This window comes from Klebsiella sp. CN_Kp091 (genome assembly GCF_040065095.1).
Taxonomy (GTDB): Bacteria; Pseudomonadota; Gammaproteobacteria; order Enterobacterales; family Enterobacteriaceae; genus Klebsiella; species Klebsiella aerogenes.
Genome location: NZ_JBEAIO010000035.1, coordinates 37,241 through 54,271, shown reverse-complemented (window position 1 = coordinate 54,271; position 17,031 = coordinate 37,241). Strand labels below are relative to the sequence as shown.

The 17,031-nt window shown below is 53.1% G+C and carries 19 protein-coding genes; 5 read left to right on the top strand and 14 right to left on the bottom strand.

Annotated elements, in window-relative coordinates; all coding sequences use genetic code 11:
- Positions 1 to 6: 6 nt before the first annotated feature.
- From ABLV17_RS13920 to ABLV17_RS13870, 11 genes are all read right to left on the bottom strand, one after another.
- Positions 7 to 1,170, bottom strand: coding sequence for a NapC/NirT family cytochrome c (locus ABLV17_RS13920; RefSeq protein ID WP_006798114.1), 1,164 nt, complete (start codon positions 1,168 to 1,170; stop codon positions 7 to 9).
- Between the two features lie 225 nt (positions 1,171 to 1,395).
- Complete coding sequence (gene ccmI, locus ABLV17_RS13915; RefSeq protein WP_316423517.1) at positions 1,396 to 2,262, bottom strand: c-type cytochrome biogenesis protein CcmI; 867 nt, start codon at positions 2,260 to 2,262, stop codon at positions 1,396 to 1,398.
- Positions 2,259 to 2,726, bottom strand: a complete 468-nt coding sequence (locus ABLV17_RS13910) for a cytochrome c-type biogenesis protein (protein ID WP_015370116.1) — start codon at positions 2,724 to 2,726, stop codon at positions 2,259 to 2,261. The genes ccmI and ABLV17_RS13910 overlap by 4 nt, the downstream gene beginning before the upstream one ends.
- The gene (locus tag ABLV17_RS13905; protein WP_015370115.1) at positions 2,723 to 3,280 is read right to left on the bottom strand and encodes a DsbE family thiol:disulfide interchange protein; all 558 of its coding nucleotides are present in this window, start codon (positions 3,278 to 3,280) and stop codon (positions 2,723 to 2,725) included. Before ABLV17_RS13905 ends, ABLV17_RS13910 begins: the two co-directional genes overlap by 4 nt.
- Positions 3,280 to 5,232 (bottom strand): heme lyase CcmF/NrfE family subunit, encoded by a 1,953-nt coding sequence (locus tag ABLV17_RS13900; RefSeq protein ID WP_348854332.1) that lies wholly within the window; start codon positions 5,230 to 5,232, stop codon positions 3,280 to 3,282. Before ABLV17_RS13900 ends, ABLV17_RS13905 begins: the two co-directional genes overlap by 1 nt.
- Positions 5,229 to 5,705 carry a cytochrome c maturation protein CcmE gene (gene ccmE, locus ABLV17_RS13895; RefSeq protein WP_015703212.1) on the bottom strand — a complete coding sequence of 159 codons (477 nt, stop codon included), beginning with the start codon at positions 5,703 to 5,705 and terminating at the stop codon, positions 5,229 to 5,231. The genes ABLV17_RS13900 and ccmE overlap by 4 nt, the downstream gene beginning before the upstream one ends.
- Complete coding sequence (gene ccmD, locus ABLV17_RS13890; protein ID WP_087858647.1) at positions 5,702 to 5,926, bottom strand: heme exporter protein CcmD; 225 nt, start codon at positions 5,924 to 5,926, stop codon at positions 5,702 to 5,704. The genes ccmE and ccmD overlap by 4 nt, the downstream gene beginning before the upstream one ends.
- Positions 5,923 to 6,669 (bottom strand): heme ABC transporter permease, encoded by a 747-nt coding sequence (locus tag ABLV17_RS13885; RefSeq protein WP_087858648.1) that lies wholly within the window; start codon positions 6,667 to 6,669, stop codon positions 5,923 to 5,925. Before ABLV17_RS13885 ends, ccmD begins: the two co-directional genes overlap by 4 nt.
- A gap of 33 nt (positions 6,670 to 6,702) precedes the next feature.
- Complete coding sequence (ccmB, locus tag ABLV17_RS13880; RefSeq protein ID WP_015370111.1) at positions 6,703 to 7,362, bottom strand: heme exporter protein CcmB; 660 nt, start codon at positions 7,360 to 7,362, stop codon at positions 6,703 to 6,705.
- The gene (gene ccmA / locus ABLV17_RS13875; RefSeq protein WP_213317226.1) at positions 7,359 to 7,982 is read right to left on the bottom strand and encodes a cytochrome c biogenesis heme-transporting ATPase CcmA; all 624 of its coding nucleotides are present in this window, start codon (positions 7,980 to 7,982) and stop codon (positions 7,359 to 7,361) included. Before ccmA ends, ccmB begins: the two co-directional genes overlap by 4 nt.
- 184 nt (positions 7,983 to 8,166) lie before the next feature.
- Entirely contained in the window at positions 8,167 to 9,549 is a 1,383-nt protein-coding gene (locus ABLV17_RS13870) for an MFS transporter (RefSeq protein ID WP_271032919.1), read from the bottom strand.
- Positions 9,550 to 9,778: 229 nt separating this feature from the next.
- On the opposite strand from ABLV17_RS13870, the gene ABLV17_RS13865 reads away from it, so the two are divergent.
- Positions 9,779 to 10,666, top strand: a complete 888-nt coding sequence (locus tag ABLV17_RS13865) for a LysR family transcriptional regulator (RefSeq protein WP_271032918.1) — start codon at positions 9,779 to 9,781, stop codon at positions 10,664 to 10,666.
- On the opposite strand, the gene ABLV17_RS13860 is transcribed toward ABLV17_RS13865, so the two are convergent.
- Positions 10,614 to 11,504, bottom strand: coding sequence for an MBL fold metallo-hydrolase (locus ABLV17_RS13860; protein WP_271032934.1), 891 nt, complete (start codon positions 11,502 to 11,504; stop codon positions 10,614 to 10,616). The two genes, ABLV17_RS13865 and ABLV17_RS13860, sit on opposite strands and share 53 nt — an antisense overlap.
- A 295-nt stretch (positions 11,505 to 11,799) precedes the next feature.
- Here ABLV17_RS13860 and ABLV17_RS13855 point away from each other — a divergent pair, with 295 nt between their 5' ends.
- Entirely contained in the window at positions 11,800 to 12,126 is a 327-nt protein-coding gene (locus ABLV17_RS13855) for a hypothetical protein (RefSeq protein WP_271032917.1), read from the top strand.
- 7 nt (positions 12,127 to 12,133) lie between these two features.
- Here the strand turns inward: ABLV17_RS13855 and ABLV17_RS13850 are convergent, their stop codons facing one another.
- Entirely contained in the window at positions 12,134 to 12,946 is an 813-nt protein-coding gene (locus ABLV17_RS13850) for a DUF4225 domain-containing protein (RefSeq protein WP_271032916.1), read from the bottom strand.
- Between the two features lie 343 nt (positions 12,947 to 13,289).
- On the opposite strand from ABLV17_RS13850, the gene ABLV17_RS13845 reads away from it, so the two are divergent.
- Both ABLV17_RS13845 and ABLV17_RS13840 read left to right on the top strand, forming a co-directional pair.
- Positions 13,290 to 14,084, top strand: a complete 795-nt coding sequence (locus ABLV17_RS13845; RefSeq protein ID WP_113374605.1) for an SDR family oxidoreductase — start codon at positions 13,290 to 13,292, stop codon at positions 14,082 to 14,084.
- A gap of 331 nt (positions 14,085 to 14,415) precedes the next feature.
- Complete coding sequence (locus tag ABLV17_RS13840) at positions 14,416 to 15,024, top strand: transporter (RefSeq protein WP_308957874.1); 609 nt, start codon at positions 14,416 to 14,418, stop codon at positions 15,022 to 15,024.
- 50 nt (positions 15,025 to 15,074) lie between these two features.
- Here ABLV17_RS13840 and ABLV17_RS13835 read toward each other — a convergent pair whose 3' ends face one another.
- Positions 15,075 to 15,836 carry a transporter substrate-binding domain-containing protein gene (locus tag ABLV17_RS13835; protein ID WP_308957875.1) on the bottom strand — a complete coding sequence of 254 codons (762 nt, stop codon included), beginning with the start codon at positions 15,834 to 15,836 and terminating at the stop codon, positions 15,075 to 15,077.
- Between the two features lie 321 nt (positions 15,837 to 16,157).
- Here ABLV17_RS13835 and ABLV17_RS13830 point away from each other — a divergent pair, with 321 nt between their 5' ends.
- Positions 16,158 to 17,024: a MurR/RpiR family transcriptional regulator gene (locus ABLV17_RS13830; RefSeq protein WP_015370101.1), complete on the top strand. Its 867-nt coding sequence runs from the start codon at positions 16,158 to 16,160 to the stop codon at positions 17,022 to 17,024.
- Positions 17,025 to 17,031 lie beyond the last annotated feature (7 nt).

The window sequence follows — 17,031 nt, the reverse complement described above, 5'->3', positions numbered from 1 at the left end:
GGCTCCTTATTGTTTGTCCTGATTGGCCGCTGCTGGCATGTCGCTCGCATGTTTTTGTACATACTGGGTCAGGAGACGAACCTGTTCCTGAGTCAGTGAAGTACGGCCGGACATACCTTTAACCACCCCAATCCACTGGTTGGCGTTAAAGCGATTCAACTCGGTCAGGCCATGACAGCCGGTACAGTTGTTAGCCATTAATTCAGAAGCGTAACTCCAGATTTTTTGCTGATCGCCAATCAGATTTTTCGCCGGCAGCCAGACCTGCAGATCGACTTCATGCCAGACCTGTTTGGTCTCTTCATCGGTAACGGAGCCAGACACTTTTAACGCTTTGCGGGCCTCTTCGCCCAGCAGCGCGCTCATAATGCGTTTGCCGCGCGCGGCGTAGAAGGCTTCGGTGACGCCATCCTGTTGCCAGCCATGAACATCCGCCAGCACCATGTCGCCTTCACGCTTCACCACTTTCACTTCAGTGGAGGCCATCAGGTTACCGTCGTTATGGTCGCCTGCTTTCTCGCTCAGCCAGAACGGCTGGGTCTGAATGGTGTAAAGGGTGGTCGCGGTCGCCGGGGTTTTCGCCGCCGCGTTAGCAAGCTCGCTGGCCCCTGCCGCCGCCAGGCCGCTCATGTTCGGCAGAATATGCGCCACGCCTTTATGGCAGTCGATGCAGGTTTCGCCCTCTTTGATCGCCACCGGGTGCTGCTTACGGGCTTCAGGGGTTTGCGCCAGAATATCCATCGCTTTATAGTCGTGGCAGGAACGGCAGGTCGCCGAATCGCTCTTCTTCAACCCATCCCAGACGCTCTGGGCCATCGCCAGTTTATGCGCCTCGTATTTTTCCGGGGTGTCGATTTTGCCGGTCATTTCACCCCAGACATCTTTCAGGGCGCCAATTTTGGTCAGCATATAATCGATCGGCTGATGAGGAACGTGGCAATCGGCGCACTCGGCGCGAATACCTTTATCGTTCTGGAAATGCACGCTGCCCTGATATTCCGCCAGAGGCTGCTGCATGGTATGACACGACACACAAAATTCGGTATCGCTGGTTTTATGCATAATAGTCGCGGTACCAGCCAGCAATACCACGCCAATAATGATCCCAACCAGCAAGGCGATAAATATAATTTTTCGCCTACCAGAGCGTTCCAGTGAAAGTTTACTCATCTTATTATTTAACCCTTTTCCTAAATGAAAGACGCAAAAGTCCCTGCCAGATGGCAATCGTTATATAAATAAATCTATAACGATTGCACTCACCTTCTAATCCAACTGTATTTATGGAGATTTTCGGAGCCAGGATAATCAGCCGGGGGTGATTATCCTGTGATTTCAGAGCGATAACCCATTGCAAATCCAATATGCCTTCGAGCAATACTCACGTTATTTTAATTATTTCAGTGTAGCGGCTTGTTCTTTTTTCGCGCGGTCAATACTACGAATGATAATTTCTCGCTGAGTATCATCCGCCGGTAACAGTTGCAGCATCAGCTGCCACGCCGCGATCGCTTTGTCATACTGCTGGTGCTCAAAGGCGTTAAACGCCGCCAGGCTAAGCACCCGTACATCGTTATGGTTATTCTTCAGCAACGTATCGAGCAGTTGCTGGGCTTCACGGCTATCGTTGGGGTCCGTAGAGTGAAGTAACGCTTCGGTATATCCCAGTTGCGCATCGGCGTTGCCTGGCGCCAGCTGTCGCGCCTTATCAAACGCCTGTAACGCGGCGCCTGGATTATTGAGCACCAGTTGCAGCCTGCCGAGCATCGTCCAGCTTAGCTGGTCGGCCGGGTATTGCTGCAGGCGGGTACGTAACCCCAGCGCCAGTCGAAACAGCTCTTCTTCCGACAACGGTTTGCCCTGCGGATCCATCACCCGCTGCATCAGCTGCGGCGTTTGCTGGACGACTTGCTGCCACTCAACCACGCGAGTCATGTAACTCGTTCGGATAAAAACCCCTACGCATAAAGAGGTTAGTATAATAACCCCAAGAATATACACCCAATAACTACTATTTTTGTGATTCGTTTCGGCAGATTCGGGCAAATCTTCCAATAAATTCAAGCGTAAATCGTCAACCAGCTGCTGTTGCTGCGCCGCGTTCACCGCTGAAATGTCCTCATCAAGCTCCTGCAGGCGCGCTCGATAAATCATATGGTTCATGGTATTGCGGTCAACGCGCTGTCTGCCGCTCCACGGGATAAACAGCAGCGCCGCGGTTCCCAGCAGTAAAACCAACATGATGAGCAAAGCGACAATCATTTCAGGGTCCTTTTATTGTCATCAAGCAGCGCCTTTAGGCGTTCCTGTTCCTGCGCGCTCAGCTCGCTGATGCGTTCAGCCCGTGAGCGACGGCTTAAACGAAAAATCACCAGCGCGCCGCCCACAACAAAACAAGCCGGCAGCAGCCAGAGGATAATCGTCGCGGGGGTCACCGGCGGTTCGTAGGTCACGAAGTTGCCGTAGCGCGCCACCATGTAATCGGTGATTTGCTGATTGCTTTGCCCCTGTTCCATCAATTGCCAGACCTTTTTGCGCATGTCGGCGGCAATCATCGAGTTCGAATCGGCAATACTGTTGTTCTGGCATTTCGGGCAGCGCAGCTGTTCGGTCAACTGGCGGAACTGCTGCTCCTGGGCTTCATCTTTAAATGGATAGGTATCAATCGCCGCCAGCGCCTGAAACGAGAGCAGCGCCGTCAGTAAAGTGATGAGCAGATATTTCACGCGCCCCCCTGCTGGCTGTATTTATTCCACAGCGGCAGAATCTCCTGCTGCCAGACTCGCTCGTTCACATCGCCGGCATGGCGGTAGCGGATAATGCCTTTGCCGTCGATGAGGAAAGTTTCCGGCGCGCCATACACGCCAAGATCCAGCCCCAGCATACCGTCGCCGTCAAACACCCCCAGCGCATACGGGTTGCCCAATTCGTGCAGCCAGTTCACCGCTTTCTGGCGATCGTCTTTATAGTTGATGCCAACGATGCGAATGCCCTGCGCCGCCAGGGAGCGCAAATACTGATGCTCCGCCCGACAGGTGGGGCACCAGGTGGCCCAGACGTTAATCAGCACCGGTTTACCATTGATAATGTTAGAGGGATCCAGCATGACATCCGGTTTTTCCAGCGACGCCAGGCGGAAATCCGGCAGAGGTTTACCCACCAGCGCTGATTCAAGCACGGTAGGATCGTCCCCGTCGCTATTGCGCATCAGTTGCCACATCAGCGCCGCCGCCAGAATCAGGAAGATAGCCAGCGGTAAATATAAGACTTTGCGGTTCATCACGCGTTCTCCGGCAGTGATTTACGTAAGCGGTAACGTGGGTCCAGAATGCACAGCACGCCGCCAAACGCCATTAACATCCCGCCGAACCAGATCCAGCGAACAAAAGGTTTATAGTACAAGCGCACCGCCCAGCTACCGTCGGCCAGCTCTTCACCCAGCGCGGCGTACAGGTCGCGTACCAGCCCGCCGTCGATGGCGGCTTCGGTCATCTCCATCCGGCTGCTGCTGTAAATGCGTTTTTCCGCCCGCAGCGTACTCACGTGACGGCCATTTTGAGAAACTTCGATCACCCCTTCACCGCCGAAGTAGTTCGGCCCGGTGATATCCCGCACGTCACGGAACACAAAGTGATACTGGTGGATATCGACGCTATCGCCCGGCTTCATCCGCACGTCACGTTCGATGCTGTAATTCTGACTGAAGGCGATGCCAATGACGGTGACCACCAGCCCTACGTGGCCGGCGACCATTCCCCAGTGGCTGCGTCCGAGGCGGGTCAGCCCGCGCCAGAAGGGGTGGCGGTCGGTGGCGCGCTCCACCACTTCCATCACGGTAAGCACGAATGCCCACAGCGACATCAGCAGGCCAACCACGGTCATGGCTTTAACACGATCCTGCATCAGCCATGGCAGTACGACAGCCAGCACGATAGAGACCAACGCGGCAATCAGCAGCCGCTTACGCAGCTTGTGGAATTCATCGCGACGCCAGCGCACCAGCGGCCCGATGCCAAGCAGCAGCGAGAACGGGATCATCAGCGCAATAAAGAGGGAATTAAAGAACGGCTCGCCAATAGAAATGCTGCCTAGCCCCAGTAGCTTGTGTATCAGCGGTAACAGCGTCCCCAGCAGTACCACCAGCATGGCGGCAATCAGCAGCACATTGTTGCCCAGCAGCAGCGACTCGCGCGACCACAGTTCGTGACGCACCCGGGAACGTACCTTGCCGCCTTTGATGGCGAATAACAGCAGCGAACCGCCGATAGTGATCACCAACAGCGCCAGAATAAACATGCCGCGCGTGGGATCGGAAGCGAAGGAGTGTACGGAAATCAGTACCCCGGAACGCACCAGGAAGGTGCCCAGCAGGCACAGCGAGAACGCCAGAATCGCCAGCAGCACGGTCCAGGATTTAAAGCTGCCGCGCTTTTCGGTGACCGACAGCGAGTGAATCAGCGCGGTTCCCGCCAGCCACGGCATCAGGGAGGCGTTTTCTACCGGATCCCAGAACCACCAGCCGCCCCAGCCGAGCTCATAATAGGCCCACGCCGACCCCAGCACGATACCGACCGTCAGAAAGCTCCACGCCGCCAGCGTCCACGGGCGCGACCAGCGCGCCCACGCGCTATCAAGACGCCCGGTCATCAGCGACGCAATGGCGAAAGCGAAGGCCACGGAGAAACCCACATAGCCCATGTACAGCATCGGCGGGTGGAAGATCAGCCCGATATCCTGCAGCATCGGGTTCAGATCGCGCCCCTCGATGGGGAAATCAGGTAGCGTGCGCACGAAGGGATTTGAGGTCAGCAGGATAAACGCCAGAAAGCAGAAAGAGATCATCCCCATCACAGCCAGCACCCGCGAAGAGGCTTCCAGCGGAATATTACGGCTCAGGGCCGCGACCGCGCAGGTCCAGCCGCTCATCAGCAATACCCACAGCAGCAACGATCCCTCGTGGGCCCCCCAGGTCGCCGCTACGCGATACCACACCGGCAGCAGCGTATTCGAGTTACTGACGACATACAGAACGGTGAAGTCATTCACCACAAAGGCGTACACCAGAATGAGAAACGCCCCGAGGATGGCGGCAAACATCGCTACCGACAGCGGCTTCGCCAGCGCCATCATCCGCGCATCCTGCCGCATCGCGCCCCAGGAGGGAAATAGCGCCAGCAGGCAGGAAATGCCCAGCGCCAGGCACAGCAGGAAGAGGCCGATTTCAGGAATCATTGCGCGGCTCCCTGCGGCTTCTCAGCGGGATGATGATTCTCTTCCATCGCTTCTTTCACTTCCGGAGGGGTGTAATTTTCATCGTGTTTCGCCAGCACTTCCTTCGCGCGGATATGCGTCCCGTCCTGCAGCGTCCCCTGTGCTACGACCCCTTGCCCTTCGCGGAACAACGCCGGCAGGATCCCGGTATAGCTCACCTCGACGACGCCGCGGGCATCATAGAGTTTGAAGGTCACATCGAGGGTTTTATCGTCACGCTTCACGCTGCCGGGCATCACCATGCCGCCGATACGTAGACGCTGCCCCGGCTCTGGCTTCTGGCCATTTTCCCGTTTGCCGTATATCACTTCGCCCGGTGTATAGAAGAGATCGATATTGGAGCTTAATGCATACATCACCAGACCAACGGTCAGCGCCAGCCCCCCAATCACTCCGCAGGCGAGCCAGAGACGTACTTTACGCCGAGGATTCACAACGCATCTCCCTTCATTGAGCTTTGCTTACGCGCCGCCGATACCCGGCGCTCGCGCGCCATCTGCCGGCGTATATCCGCCAGTAGCGCCCGGCGCTGCCAGCGGGTGTGGATGAACAAAATCAGCAGCGCGATGACCGTCACTGCAACCGCCAGCCAGACATAAAAGGCGTAGCCGCCCATCTGCCAGAAATCGCTCCAGGAGTGAAAAGCGCGGGTCATGAGTTCTCCTCACGCTTACTTGCGCCAGCCAGCGCCACGACCCACGGGCGGCGGCGCTCCTGCAACAGAATTAAATTACGCATACGCATTAATGTCAGAGTAATAAAGAGGAATAAGAAACCGAAAATGGTTAAACGCAACGGCATGCGCATCGACGGGTCGATGGTTTTCTGCATATTGGTCGAGCCCTGATGCAGGGTGTTCCACCACTCCACGGAATAATGAATAATCGGCAGGTTGACCACCCCGACCAGCACCAATATCCCGGCGGCGCGCCCGGCCAGCCGGCGATCGTCAAAAGCGTGATACAGGCCAATCACCCCGACGTATAAAAACAGCAGGACCAGTTCAGATGTCAGACGCGCATCCCAGACCCACCAGGTTCCCCACATCGGTTTTCCCCACGCGGAACCGGTCACCAGCGCAATAAAGGTGTAAACCGCGCCTGGCAGCGCCATCGCCATCACCGCTTTATCCGCCATTTTCATCTGCCAGACCAGGCCGACAAAAGCGGTCACGGCCATTGAGCCGTAAATCCCCATCGACCACATCGCCGCCGGGACGTGCAGATACATGATGCGATAGCTTTCGCCCTGTTGATAATCTGCCGGGGCGAAAACAAATCCCCAGACGCAGCCCACCACCAGAAACAGCGCGCTGAGGATAGCCATTAGCGGAATGAATCGTCCGCATACGCTATACAGGCGCTCTGGAATGGCGAGTTGATGTAACACTTTCCACATTTTCTTTGCCTCATTGCCCCGAGGGAACGGGAATTATTGCACGCTAATTCTGAGTGCCGCCGCGGTAGCAAACGGACTTAAGGTGGCGCTTCCCGCCAGAAAGGCGCCAAGAATGGCCATATAGCCGTCAACCGGCAACTGCATCTGCGCCGCGCCCACGGCGGCGGTGGCGAAAATCAGTAACGGAATCATCAGCGGCAGCACCAGCAGGCTCAGCAATACGCCGCCGCGCCGCAGGCCGACGGTCAGCCCCACGCCGATGGCGCCAATAAAGCTCAGCGTTGGCGTGCCCATTAACAGCGTCAAGGCCAGCACCTGCCACTCCGCCGTCGAAAGTCCGAATAACATAGCGATCAGCGGAGAGATTATCAGCAGCGGCAGTCCGGAGACCACCCAATGCGCCGCGATTTTTGCCAGCACCACCAGCGACAGCGGCACCGGCATCAGCATCAGTTGCTGCAGCGAGCCATCCAGCCAGTCATCGCGAAACAGCCGGTCCATTGCCAGCAGCGAAGAGAGTAACGCGGCCACCCAGACAATGCCCGGCGCAATCTGCCGGAGCAGCTGCGGTTCGGGGCCGATACTGAGGGGAAACAGGGTGATAATAATCAGGAAAAACCACAGCGGGTTGATAATTTCGGCGTAATTGCGAAAGGCGAGGCGCAGGTCGCGCCAGAATATCTGCTTGATCATGCCGCGACCGCCTCATCGTCGCTCAACATAATCGTGCGTAAGGGAACGCAGAGCGGGCGCAGGGGTTGATGGGTGGTCAGGATGACCGCACCGCCCTGGCCGACGTGCTGCTCCAGCCGGGTGGTCAGCGTTTGCACGCCAGCCACATCGAGCGCGGTGAAAGGTTCATCTAAAATCCAGAACGTCGCGCGGCTGAGCCAAAGCCTCGCGAGCGCGACGCGCCGCTGTTGCCCGGCAGAGAGTTGCGCTACCGGAACATCCTCAAAGCCCACCAGCTCAACCTGCGCCAGCGCCTGCCAGCGCGCCTCAATGGTCGCCTCAGGATGGTAAAAGCGCAGATTTTCGTCCGCCGTTAGCGCCCCTTTAACCCCTACCTGATGACCGAGCCACAAGAGCTGCGCATGCCAGCCATCGCGAATGCGCCGCAGCGGTTTGCCCTGCCAGAGAATTTCCCCTTCTTCTGGCGTCGATAACCCGGTTAAGAGATGTAATAACGAGGTTTTTCCCGCGCCGTTGGGGCCTGAAATTTGAATAATCTCGCCGGGCTGTACCGCAAACGATAAGTGGGTAAAAAGGGTTCGTTCATCCCGCAGGCAGGCGATATTTTTTATTTCCAGCATCAGAAAGCAGGTCCAGTCCGGGCGTCAGCGCATTCAAGTGCCTTATTATAACGAAAGAAAACAATCTGTTTTGCTGAATGTATTAAAATTTTTATACCGGAACTAAGCGGGTAAAAATGCTAAAAACTTATAATCGAACGTGCCAGTAGCGGTTGAATTTTCGCCACTACCGGCATTCCTTTCTTTAGCGATGCAAGCGTAACGTACTGGCAATAGAGGATATCGCCGCAATAGCGCAGGCGAGGCCAAACACATAAACGGCAAACTGTGCGCCGCCTGGGCCGGTTAAGCCGTTCAACAGCACAATGACCATCGCCACCAGCGCCGCACCGATGGACAGCCCAGTCGTCCTGGCGGTGGATAATACCCCGGAGGCGGTTACCGTGCGATTAGCTGCCACATTAGCAAACATCTCCTTATTGTTTGGCGGCAGGAATAAGCCATACCCCACCCCGCAAACGGCGGCCCGCCACAGAAAATCATTCACCGTCGCTGCGCCCGGCAACAGCGCCAGCGAGCCTAAGCCAAGACAAAAGATCACCACCCCAACGGTCGAAATCTGTGTTGCATTGAAACGATTTGACAATCTTCCCGCTAGCGGGGCGCAGATTGCGACCGCCACCGGCCACGGCGTAAAGATAAACGCCGATTCCAGTACCGAGTAATGGTAGGTATGTTGCAATACAAACGGTAAACCGACCAATGCCATTCCCTGAGCGATGAACATAGAGACGGATGAAAGCACCGCAAAGCTATATTGGCGTGAACGAAATATATCAAGCGGCAATAAGGGGTGCTTTGCTCGCGTCTGGACGATAATAAAGAAGGCAAATAACGCCACTGACGCCGCCGCGCAATAGATAAGCGTCAGGCTCGCCCAGCGGCCAATTTGATCGACTGCCACCACCATCAAGCCCAATGCCGCTGCCGAACTCAGAGCCCCTGCCCAATCAAAGCCCTGCTCCTTTTCGTTATCCGCCCCTAATGAAATCAGGGAGAAAATTATCGCAGCGCCGCCAAGTGGGATATTGATATAGAAAAGCCACGGCCAGGAAAGATACGAGATGATAAGTCCGCCCAACGCCGGACCGATTGCCGTGCCAATCGCAAAGGCCAGCGCATTCAGCCCGAATATCGTTCCTAGCGCGCGAGGTGGGAAAATAACTCGGTACAAGCCCAGCCCCACGCTTATCATGACCGCATAGCTTACCCCTTGCAGTATCCGCATGGTAACCAGCACGCCAAAGGTCGGCGCAAGGCTACAGCCCAGCGAAGAGAGCGTAAATAACACCATTCCCGCCGCATAAAAACGCTTCTCACCGATTCTGCTGCCCAGCGACGCGCAAATCAGCATCGCCGCCGCGCTGGCTACCTGATAGCCGTTGGTGATCCAGATACCGGACGCCGAATCGACCCGTAACGCACTGGCAATCGAAGGCAAGGCGACATTGACAATGGAACTATCCAGCGCCGCCATTAGCACGCCAATTAATATGGCCGCGGCGGCTAAATAGCGCCTCGGCGCCTCAAAACCTTGATCAAGTGAACAACTACTTACCAGCGACATATCCGCAGGTCCTTATCAAAACAGATCAAATGGTTTTATTGTTATGAGCGTCGCCAGAGGGAAAAACCAGAGAATAAAATCGAGATTATTAGCGAAAAAATCGATGGCCGTTCGTCACCGCGATAATCATCGCTATATTCGTCAATAATTAAAAATCTGATGACAAAGTAGTCACCAAAATTTATAAATATGCTGGCGGTTAGAAAATAACGCTCATATAAGGTTTAAGATGAAGCTTAATGAACTTCTGGCGTTCGTTACTGTTGTGGAAACGGGGAATATCACCCTGGCGGCAGAACGTCTGAATCGAGTGCAATCCAGTATTTCCCATCGGATACGCAGCCTGGAAAGTAGCCTGGATGCCACGCTATTAGACAGGAAGAACGAGGGGTGCATCCCAACCGAGCAGGGAAAGATATTGTATGAATATGCCCTCAAAATGCTTAACCTGGCGGATGATTGCAAACATAACATTACCCTTTCAAAAAGACGCCGATTAACGATTAAAATCGGCATCATTGAATGTTTGCCGCCCTATGTTATCAGCGCATTGATTGATTCAGGCCATGACTTAGGCTGGGATATTGATGTATCAATCGGCAATACCAGCAGTTTGCTTAATGCTTTCGATAGACACGAATATGATGCGGTCATTATTGGCGCGGGCTTCTCTTCCCCGCAGCATACGCGCGCTTTGTTGCTCACCAGCGAGTTAGTGATTATCACCGCGAAAGAGCACCCTGCCATCACCGCGATCTCCGCTCTGGATGACAATGTCTTTTTATTGAGTAGTAAAAAATGCGCAACTTCAACGCGCAATCTGGATATGTTATTCCGTGAAGGCAACATTACTCCCAGGCGCGTCGTGGAGTGCGGCTCTTACCCGGTGCTGTTCTCAAATATCGCCGATGGCAAAGGGGTCTCGCTGGTGCTGCGTTGCTCAATCAGCGATGAGATCCAGCGCAAAATAAAAATCCATCCATTAACAGGTGAGTTTAATGATTTCGGAATTGAGCTGCTCTGCCGCCCTGAGGGAGCCCATTTCGATTTGCAGCAGTTGAACCTCATGGTGGCATCCGTATTTCAGGATCCACGGCTGCGTGAGACTGGCTATTAATTCCGTCCGCCGGGATAATTTGATAGCCGGACGAGCATTTTTTAATCCTGGCGAAACCTGCTGTATCAAAATGCATCCCGGCAACCAGTATCTGTTCAGCGCAGACCTTTTCAAGAAGGCGAATGCGCGTCTCCTGCGCCAAAAGCGGGTCGAAGTCGAAGGCTATCGTGACCTCGGGGTCTAATAACTGAATATGGGGAAAATGCACAATATCCCCCCACACTAATACGCGTTCTATGCTTCCAGAGAGGAGATACCCCGTATGACCTGGCGTATGTCCTTTCAATGCCAGGGCACTGATACCAGCAAACACCTCGCCTTCATCAATCAGCCGTAAACGATGCTGATATTGTTTAAACACGCTGCGCGCGAACATAACATTATCTTTAACGCGTTCACTGGTCGCGGCCAAATTACGGTCATCTTCGAGATAACTGAATTCATCTTGAGGTATTATCAATTCAGCACGAGGAAATACCGCAACTTGCTGCGAATTAATTAAGCCACCGATGTGATCGGGATGCGCATGGGTCAACAGTACGGCGTCAATATTCTCTGGTTTGACGCCAAGTTTAGCCAGATTATTGATCAGTTGTCCTCCCCACCCCTTAACGCCGCCAGCGCCACTATCGATCAGGATATTCCTCCCCGCCTGCTGCACCAGAAAGGTATTAATGTTAACCGCATTCGGTTGCACGATACGGGCGTTAGCCTGAATATTTCTGCACTCGTCTTCATCAATTTTGGTTAACAGGCCAAAATCTACCTGCAAATAACCATCGCTTACGGCAGTAACACGCATATCACCGAGGATTTTACTGGGAAAGGTAGTATTCATCATTTACTCATCATTGTCGGAGAAATCGCCAGAGACATCCCCCATTTGTAGAGGAATTCACCGCTATGCTCTAACGGATAATTTCGATATCGCCATCGATATTGTTGATTGCCGCTGACCGAAGCCCCCTTCCCCTACCTGCTACGCTTACTACTCCATTCCATAAAAAAGGCTCAACCATGAATATTGATTTATCGGGGAAAGTCGCGCTGGTGACGGCAACAAAATATGAGTTCAAAACCTGTTCATATAAATGTAGACTATCCCTGCTAATGCTTTCAATGGATGCCAATTGATGAAAACAAACATTACTGAAAAAGATTTGGTTGATAACGGTTTTAGTGATAAGAACATATCCCGTCTGAAAGAAATCCTGTCCCGACAGGAAAACTCTGGTGAATCGTTAACAACATTAATTACTGACCTAAGAAAACGTTTTTACGCGGGAGTCCTCTGTTTAGCTTTACTATTTTCGTTAGCTATTTTCGCACTAATCTTCTATCCCATAGCAGTAAGTTTAAGCTATATACCTGCGATGATTATAGGGATAGCTATCATTTATTACGTTATCCCGTTAGACCTCTCATGGAAGGCCTGGAAATTTGTTAAGGGTTCGAAATGAAAATTATTCAATTTCGACCATTTTGTATTTCATAAATGTTATTCCCTATCTGTAGTCCTTTCCAACCAGCACCTGTACCTTTAATTACAAGGGCTGCACGACTCATGGCCGAGACTTTCCGATAGAAATCAGGTGCGGTATATCGATATAACCGCCAGACGTCCGGTTTTAACGTGAGCTTGAAAAGTCCATAGTATGATGTTGCTAGATCAACGAACTGGTATGCTAAAAGACCGAGCTTGCGATCAAACCCTAGAAATTGTGCTGAATTTTCATAAGCATCTCGCATAAGATTCGAAGGATTATCTGAACCGGAGAGCTTCTGGACACCCTCTGCGACAGACGAAACGCCATTGAGAAATAAAGTTGCTCCCGCAAGCATTCCTATAACGTTACCGGTTGGCAACGATGTGGCAAACACGCCAGTTCCAGCAACCATTTGCAGCCCAGCCACCACCACACCTATTCCATCGATGATATAGCCGGCCACCTTTCTATTCTCTTGATATATTTTAACTGAAGCAGCGACTACAGACTCCCCTGTTCTTAACATGCGGTCCTGTATTTTAAGATTATTTCTTTCTTCAATAAGATTACGAATGTAATGTTGACATTCTTCATTACTAGCGCTGCTTTTAATAAAAAGTAATTGTTGGTGCGCAAAGTTTTTTACTTCCTCCTGAAATCTTATACGTGTAAGTGCATCGTTTAAATGAAAAGCAGACACGGCCACAGCTGTATTCATCAAGCTATTAACTTCCATTGCGGCCAGAGTAGAAAAATAAGTTGAGAAACGATAATTGCCAATATAAATATCCATTACCAACCCTTAATGCATGTGGCTATTTTATTTAACCTAACATGATTCAGCTGTCTTGTAGAACAAATTTGTAAAGCCAGACAGGACTCCCTCACCTATTTAAATCATCAAGTGAATGATTAATGGCGTTTATAATCATCCCGAGATATATATTAATAGCGTAAAAGCAGCACATTCAGAAAAAATCAATATAAATTAATACGCGTCGCCGCATTAGTAATATTTAAAAACATTTCATTTTTAGAACATAATGTTAATTCTCTATATTACCACACAACAACCCTCAAACTTCCTTCCCCCACCTGCTACGCTTACTACTCCATTCCATAAAAAAGGCTCAACCATGAATATTGATTTATCGGGGAAAGTCGCGCTGGTGACGGCGTCCACGGCCGGTATTGGTTACGCCATTGCGAAGGGGCTGGCGGCCAGCGGTGCGGAAGTGATTATCAACGGCCGCAGCGAACATAGCGTTAATGCGGCGATGGCGCGGCTGCAACAGGAGGTGCCGGGATTCAGGCCCTATCCCGCAGTGGCCGATCTCAGTGACGCCGCCGGGGTTAGTCAACTGCTGCAGGCGGTGAATGAAGTCGATATCCTGGTGAATAACGCCGGTATTTACGGCCCGCAGGATTTTTACGCCACCGATGACGCCACCTGGGAAAACTACTGGCAAACCAACGTGATGTCCGGCGTTCGCCTGTCACGCGCGCTGCTGCCCGCCATGGTGCGTAAAGGCTGGGGACGGGTGGTCTTTATCTCCTCCGAATCGGCACGCAATATTCCCGCCGACATGATCCACTACGGCGTGACCAAAACCGCGCAGCTGTCGCTGGCCCGCGGGCTGGCGAAATACGTCGCCGGCAGCGGCGTCACCGTAAACAGCGTGCTACCCGGCCCGACCCTCTCAGACGGTTTTGCCGAAATGATGAAAGAGGAAGTCGCCCGCACCGGTAAGCCGCTGGAACAACTGGCGAAAGAGTTTGTTATGGCGCAGCGCCCCGCTTCCGTTATTCAGCGTGCAGCCTCGGTGGACGAGGTGGCTAATATGGTGGTCTACGTCTGTTCGCAGCAGGCTTCTGCCACCTCCGGCGCCGCGCTGCGGGTCGATGGCGGCGTGGTCGATGATATTGTCTGAATTATCCCGCTAAGCAGGGGGAGCAAAGCTCCCCTGAGATTGATGACAAACCTCATGCAACCGTTGGACTTACAGATTGCAAGAGACAAATAACAAGGAAAATCAATTTATTGGTTTTCGGCTGATAACCACAAAGAAGGAAAAACCACGCTTTTTCCTTCTTTGTCAGCAGTCTGGGGGGAGCAAAGCTCCCCTTTCTCACCTGCAGTTGCGCTATTTAGCGCTAAATAGCTCAAAAGGTTTAAAACACGCCGCGATGTCGCACAAAGTGAACAGGAAGTCACATTCACGATATTTATCATTACTGTTTTGAATATAAATAGTGGTGTTAATGTCTGTCATCAGAAGCTTACTTTTCTTTCTCGGCGCGGCGGCGGCTTCCGCCATTGCGGTACTGTGTCTATGGGTGGATATCCGGGTGTTTGGCAACGATATTCCGGAGATTTCGCTTACCGAGGTGGTGCAGGAGGTCGTGCTGACGATAATCGTGCTGATTCACTTCCTGCTGGCGAAAAAATATGAGCTCCTGCGCTACTGTAATATCCTCGTTGGCGGCTTCTTCCTGGCGATGCTGATCCGCGAACTGGACGCGCTGTTTGATCTTATTACTCACGGTAGCTGGGTGTGGTTCGCGCTGGCAGCGACGATAGCCGCGCTGATCGCTCCGCTGCGCCGCGCTCGTCAAACGCTGTCGCAACTGGCGCAATACACCCGCACGCCCTACTACGGCATGATGATAAGCGGCCTGCTGGCGATTCTGGTCTTCTCACGGCTGTTCGGCATGCATGGCTTATGGTATGCCGTACTCGATGAAAATTACGCGCGGGTGGTGAAAAACACCGTTGAAGAGGGTAGCGAATCGTTCGGCTACATGCTTTGTCTGACCGCCTCGATTGGCTACTACTGCTACTTCCGCTATCAGGCGCGGCAGAAAAGCTAATCCACTGCGCCGCCAGAATGTCGCATTCTGGCGGCTGCGCGAATCATGAATTACCCCTGAATTTTCCACTTCCGCTTGAGCACATTTTTATCCTGGCTATCCAGCCACTGGTTCACTTTCTCAAGCAGCGCCGGATTATCCTTATTCATCATATAGACCTTATAGCTGGCGGTGCCGGGGAACGGCTTCTCATTCGCCACGCAGAACACGCCGGGCTCCTTACTCTGGTAGTAATCCCCTTCTATCAGGTCGGTCACCATCATATCGGCCGTTTTTTGCCGCAGCGCCTGCAGATTATCGACATTGTTCTGCACGCGGATGATCTGCGCATGCTTGATGTGCTCATCAACGAAACTTTGATTAGTGCCGCCGGGGTTCACAATCACCTTCACATTCGGCTGGTCGATTTTTTCAAGGCTGCCGAGCGCTGGCGCGGCGCTGCAGTTCGCCAGGGCGATTTTACCATTGGCCACCACCGGATGGCTCAGGGAGAAATCTTTCGCCCGCGCCGCCGTCTCCGTTACGCCTCCCATAGCGATATCAAACTTATCGGCTTTTAAATCAGTCGATAACGTTGGCCAGCTGGTGATAATAAACGTCACCTTCACCCCCAGCGTTTTCCCCAGATCGTGCGCCATATCGACGTCGTAGCCGATAAGTTCGCCGGCGCCGTTATGAAACGCCAACGGTGCATAATCCCCCGGCACGCCAACCTTTAACTCGCCGCTTTGTTGAATCGACTGCATATCACGCGCATGGCCCGCCAGTGCGGCCAGTGATAGCGTCAGGGCAAGCACCACCTTCACTTTCATTTCATGATCCTTTTTTAATCATCAGGTTTTTGGTTATCACTCTGTCTGTCTCTGACGGCAAGCAAAATTATCTCTCTACCGCTCCGGCTTATAACCACTTTGTTAACCATATGTTTTATTTTTGTGATGCACAACCAGGATTCATTGCACCTTCTTTGTGCAATGAATCGCCAAAATCTACGCTCAAGATCCGACACTTCCCCATTACATTCGCGATATTGCTGGAAACAGCGCTTTCTGGCACAGCTGGCACGCATCGTGCTTTGTTAATTGAGTATCATAATTCTGTTAAATGAGAGCGAACTATCATTAAGGGCAGAGATGAACGATAGCAACGGCTTGTTTCACATTATTGAATCCACTTTCAGCCAGCTCACGCCGAGCGAAAAGCGTATTGGCAGTTGGTTGTTAAGCCATCGGGAGCATATCCCGTTTGAGACAGCCGACAGCATTGCGCAGGCCACCGGCACCAGCGGGATAACCGTAGGCCGCTATCTGCGCAAGCTGGGCTATCGCAATCTCGATGACGTGAAGCACAGCCTGAAGGAGCCCGCTTCAACGCCCTACCGCCAATGGGGAGTGATTGACCGGCTTGACTCCTGGTCACAGCAGCAGGCGCAGCCGGATCGCGCCAGCCTGTCGTTGCAGATGGAGCTGGATGCCATTCGCTATGTCTATCAACTGGCGCAGGAACCGACCTTCGCCCGCGTCAGTCAACGCATCGCCGAGGCCGACGCGGTTATCATCATTGGCATTCAGTCGACCCGCGGCATCGCCAACACATTCTTCAGCCATCTGGAATACCTGCGCCCGCGCGTGACCTACGCCGACGGCAGCTCCGGTAGCTGGCTGGAATCATTAAATTCTGAATACCAGCGCCCCTATGTGGTGCTGACCGATACCCGCGCTTACTCCGTCGCCGCGCGCCAGTTTTGCCGGGTCGCCTGCGAGCGCGGGGTTGCCACCGCGCTGGTCACCGATATCTGGTGCCCATGGGCACGCGACTATCCGGTTGATTTATTACAGGTGAAAACCGATACCGGCCACTTCTGGGATTCACTGGCGCCGATCGGTTGTCTTTTTAATCTGCTGCTCTCCGCGGTGGTGGAACGGCTGGGACCGAGCCTCTCCAGCCGCCTTGCCGCGAACCGCGCGCTGCAGCAGGAATTTGGTCAGTTTGAACGTTAAGGAAATT

Bases quoted from the DNA above. Each gene is read 5' to 3' on its own strand.
- ccmB (WP_015370111.1), bottom strand. From the start codon at position 7,362: ATGATCAAGCAGATATTCTGGCGCGACCTGCGCCTCGCCTTTCGCAAT.
- ABLV17_RS13835 (WP_308957875.1), bottom strand. From the start codon at position 15,836: ATGAAAGTGAAGGTGGTGCTTGCCCTGACGCTATCACTGGCCGCACTG.
- ccmI (WP_316423517.1), bottom strand. From the start codon at position 2,262: ATGATTGTCGCTTTGCTCATCATGTTGGTTTTACTGCTGGGAACCGCG.
- ABLV17_RS13885 (WP_087858648.1), bottom strand. From the start codon at position 6,669: ATGTGGAAAGTGTTACATCAACTCGCCATTCCAGAGCGCCTGTATAGC.
- ABLV17_RS13865 (WP_271032918.1), top strand. From the start codon at position 9,779: ATGAAGCTTAATGAACTTCTGGCGTTCGTTACTGTTGTGGAAACGGGG.
- ABLV17_RS13845 (WP_113374605.1), top strand. From the start codon at position 13,290: ATGAATATTGATTTATCGGGGAAAGTCGCGCTGGTGACGGCGTCCACG.
- ABLV17_RS13870 (WP_271032919.1), bottom strand. From the start codon at position 9,549: ATGTCGCTGGTAAGTAGTTGTTCACTTGATCAAGGTTTTGAGGCGCCG.
- ABLV17_RS13840 (WP_308957874.1), top strand. From the start codon at position 14,416: ATGTCTGTCATCAGAAGCTTACTTTTCTTTCTCGGCGCGGCGGCGGCT.
- ABLV17_RS13830 (WP_015370101.1), top strand. From the start codon at position 16,158: ATGAACGATAGCAACGGCTTGTTTCACATTATTGAATCCACTTTCAGC.
- ABLV17_RS13850 (WP_271032916.1), bottom strand. From the start codon at position 12,946: ATGGATATTTATATTGGCAATTATCGTTTCTCAACTTATTTTTCTACT.
- ABLV17_RS13900 (WP_348854332.1), bottom strand. From the start codon at position 5,232: ATGATTCCTGAAATCGGCCTCTTCCTGCTGTGCCTGGCGCTGGGCATT.
- ABLV17_RS13905 (WP_015370115.1), bottom strand. From the start codon at position 3,280: ATGAACCGCAAAGTCTTATATTTACCGCTGGCTATCTTCCTGATTCTG.
- ccmA (WP_213317226.1), bottom strand. From the start codon at position 7,982: ATGCTGGAAATAAAAAATATCGCCTGCCTGCGGGATGAACGAACCCTT.
- ABLV17_RS13920 (WP_006798114.1), bottom strand. From the start codon at position 1,170: ATGAGTAAACTTTCACTGGAACGCTCTGGTAGGCGAAAAATTATATTT.
- ABLV17_RS13860 (WP_271032934.1), bottom strand. From the start codon at position 11,504: ATGAATACTACCTTTCCCAGTAAAATCCTCGGTGATATGCGTGTTACT.
- ccmD (WP_087858647.1), bottom strand. From the start codon at position 5,926: ATGACCCGCGCTTTTCACTCCTGGAGCGATTTCTGGCAGATGGGCGGC.
- ABLV17_RS13855 (WP_271032917.1), top strand. From the start codon at position 11,800: ATGAAAACAAACATTACTGAAAAAGATTTGGTTGATAACGGTTTTAGT.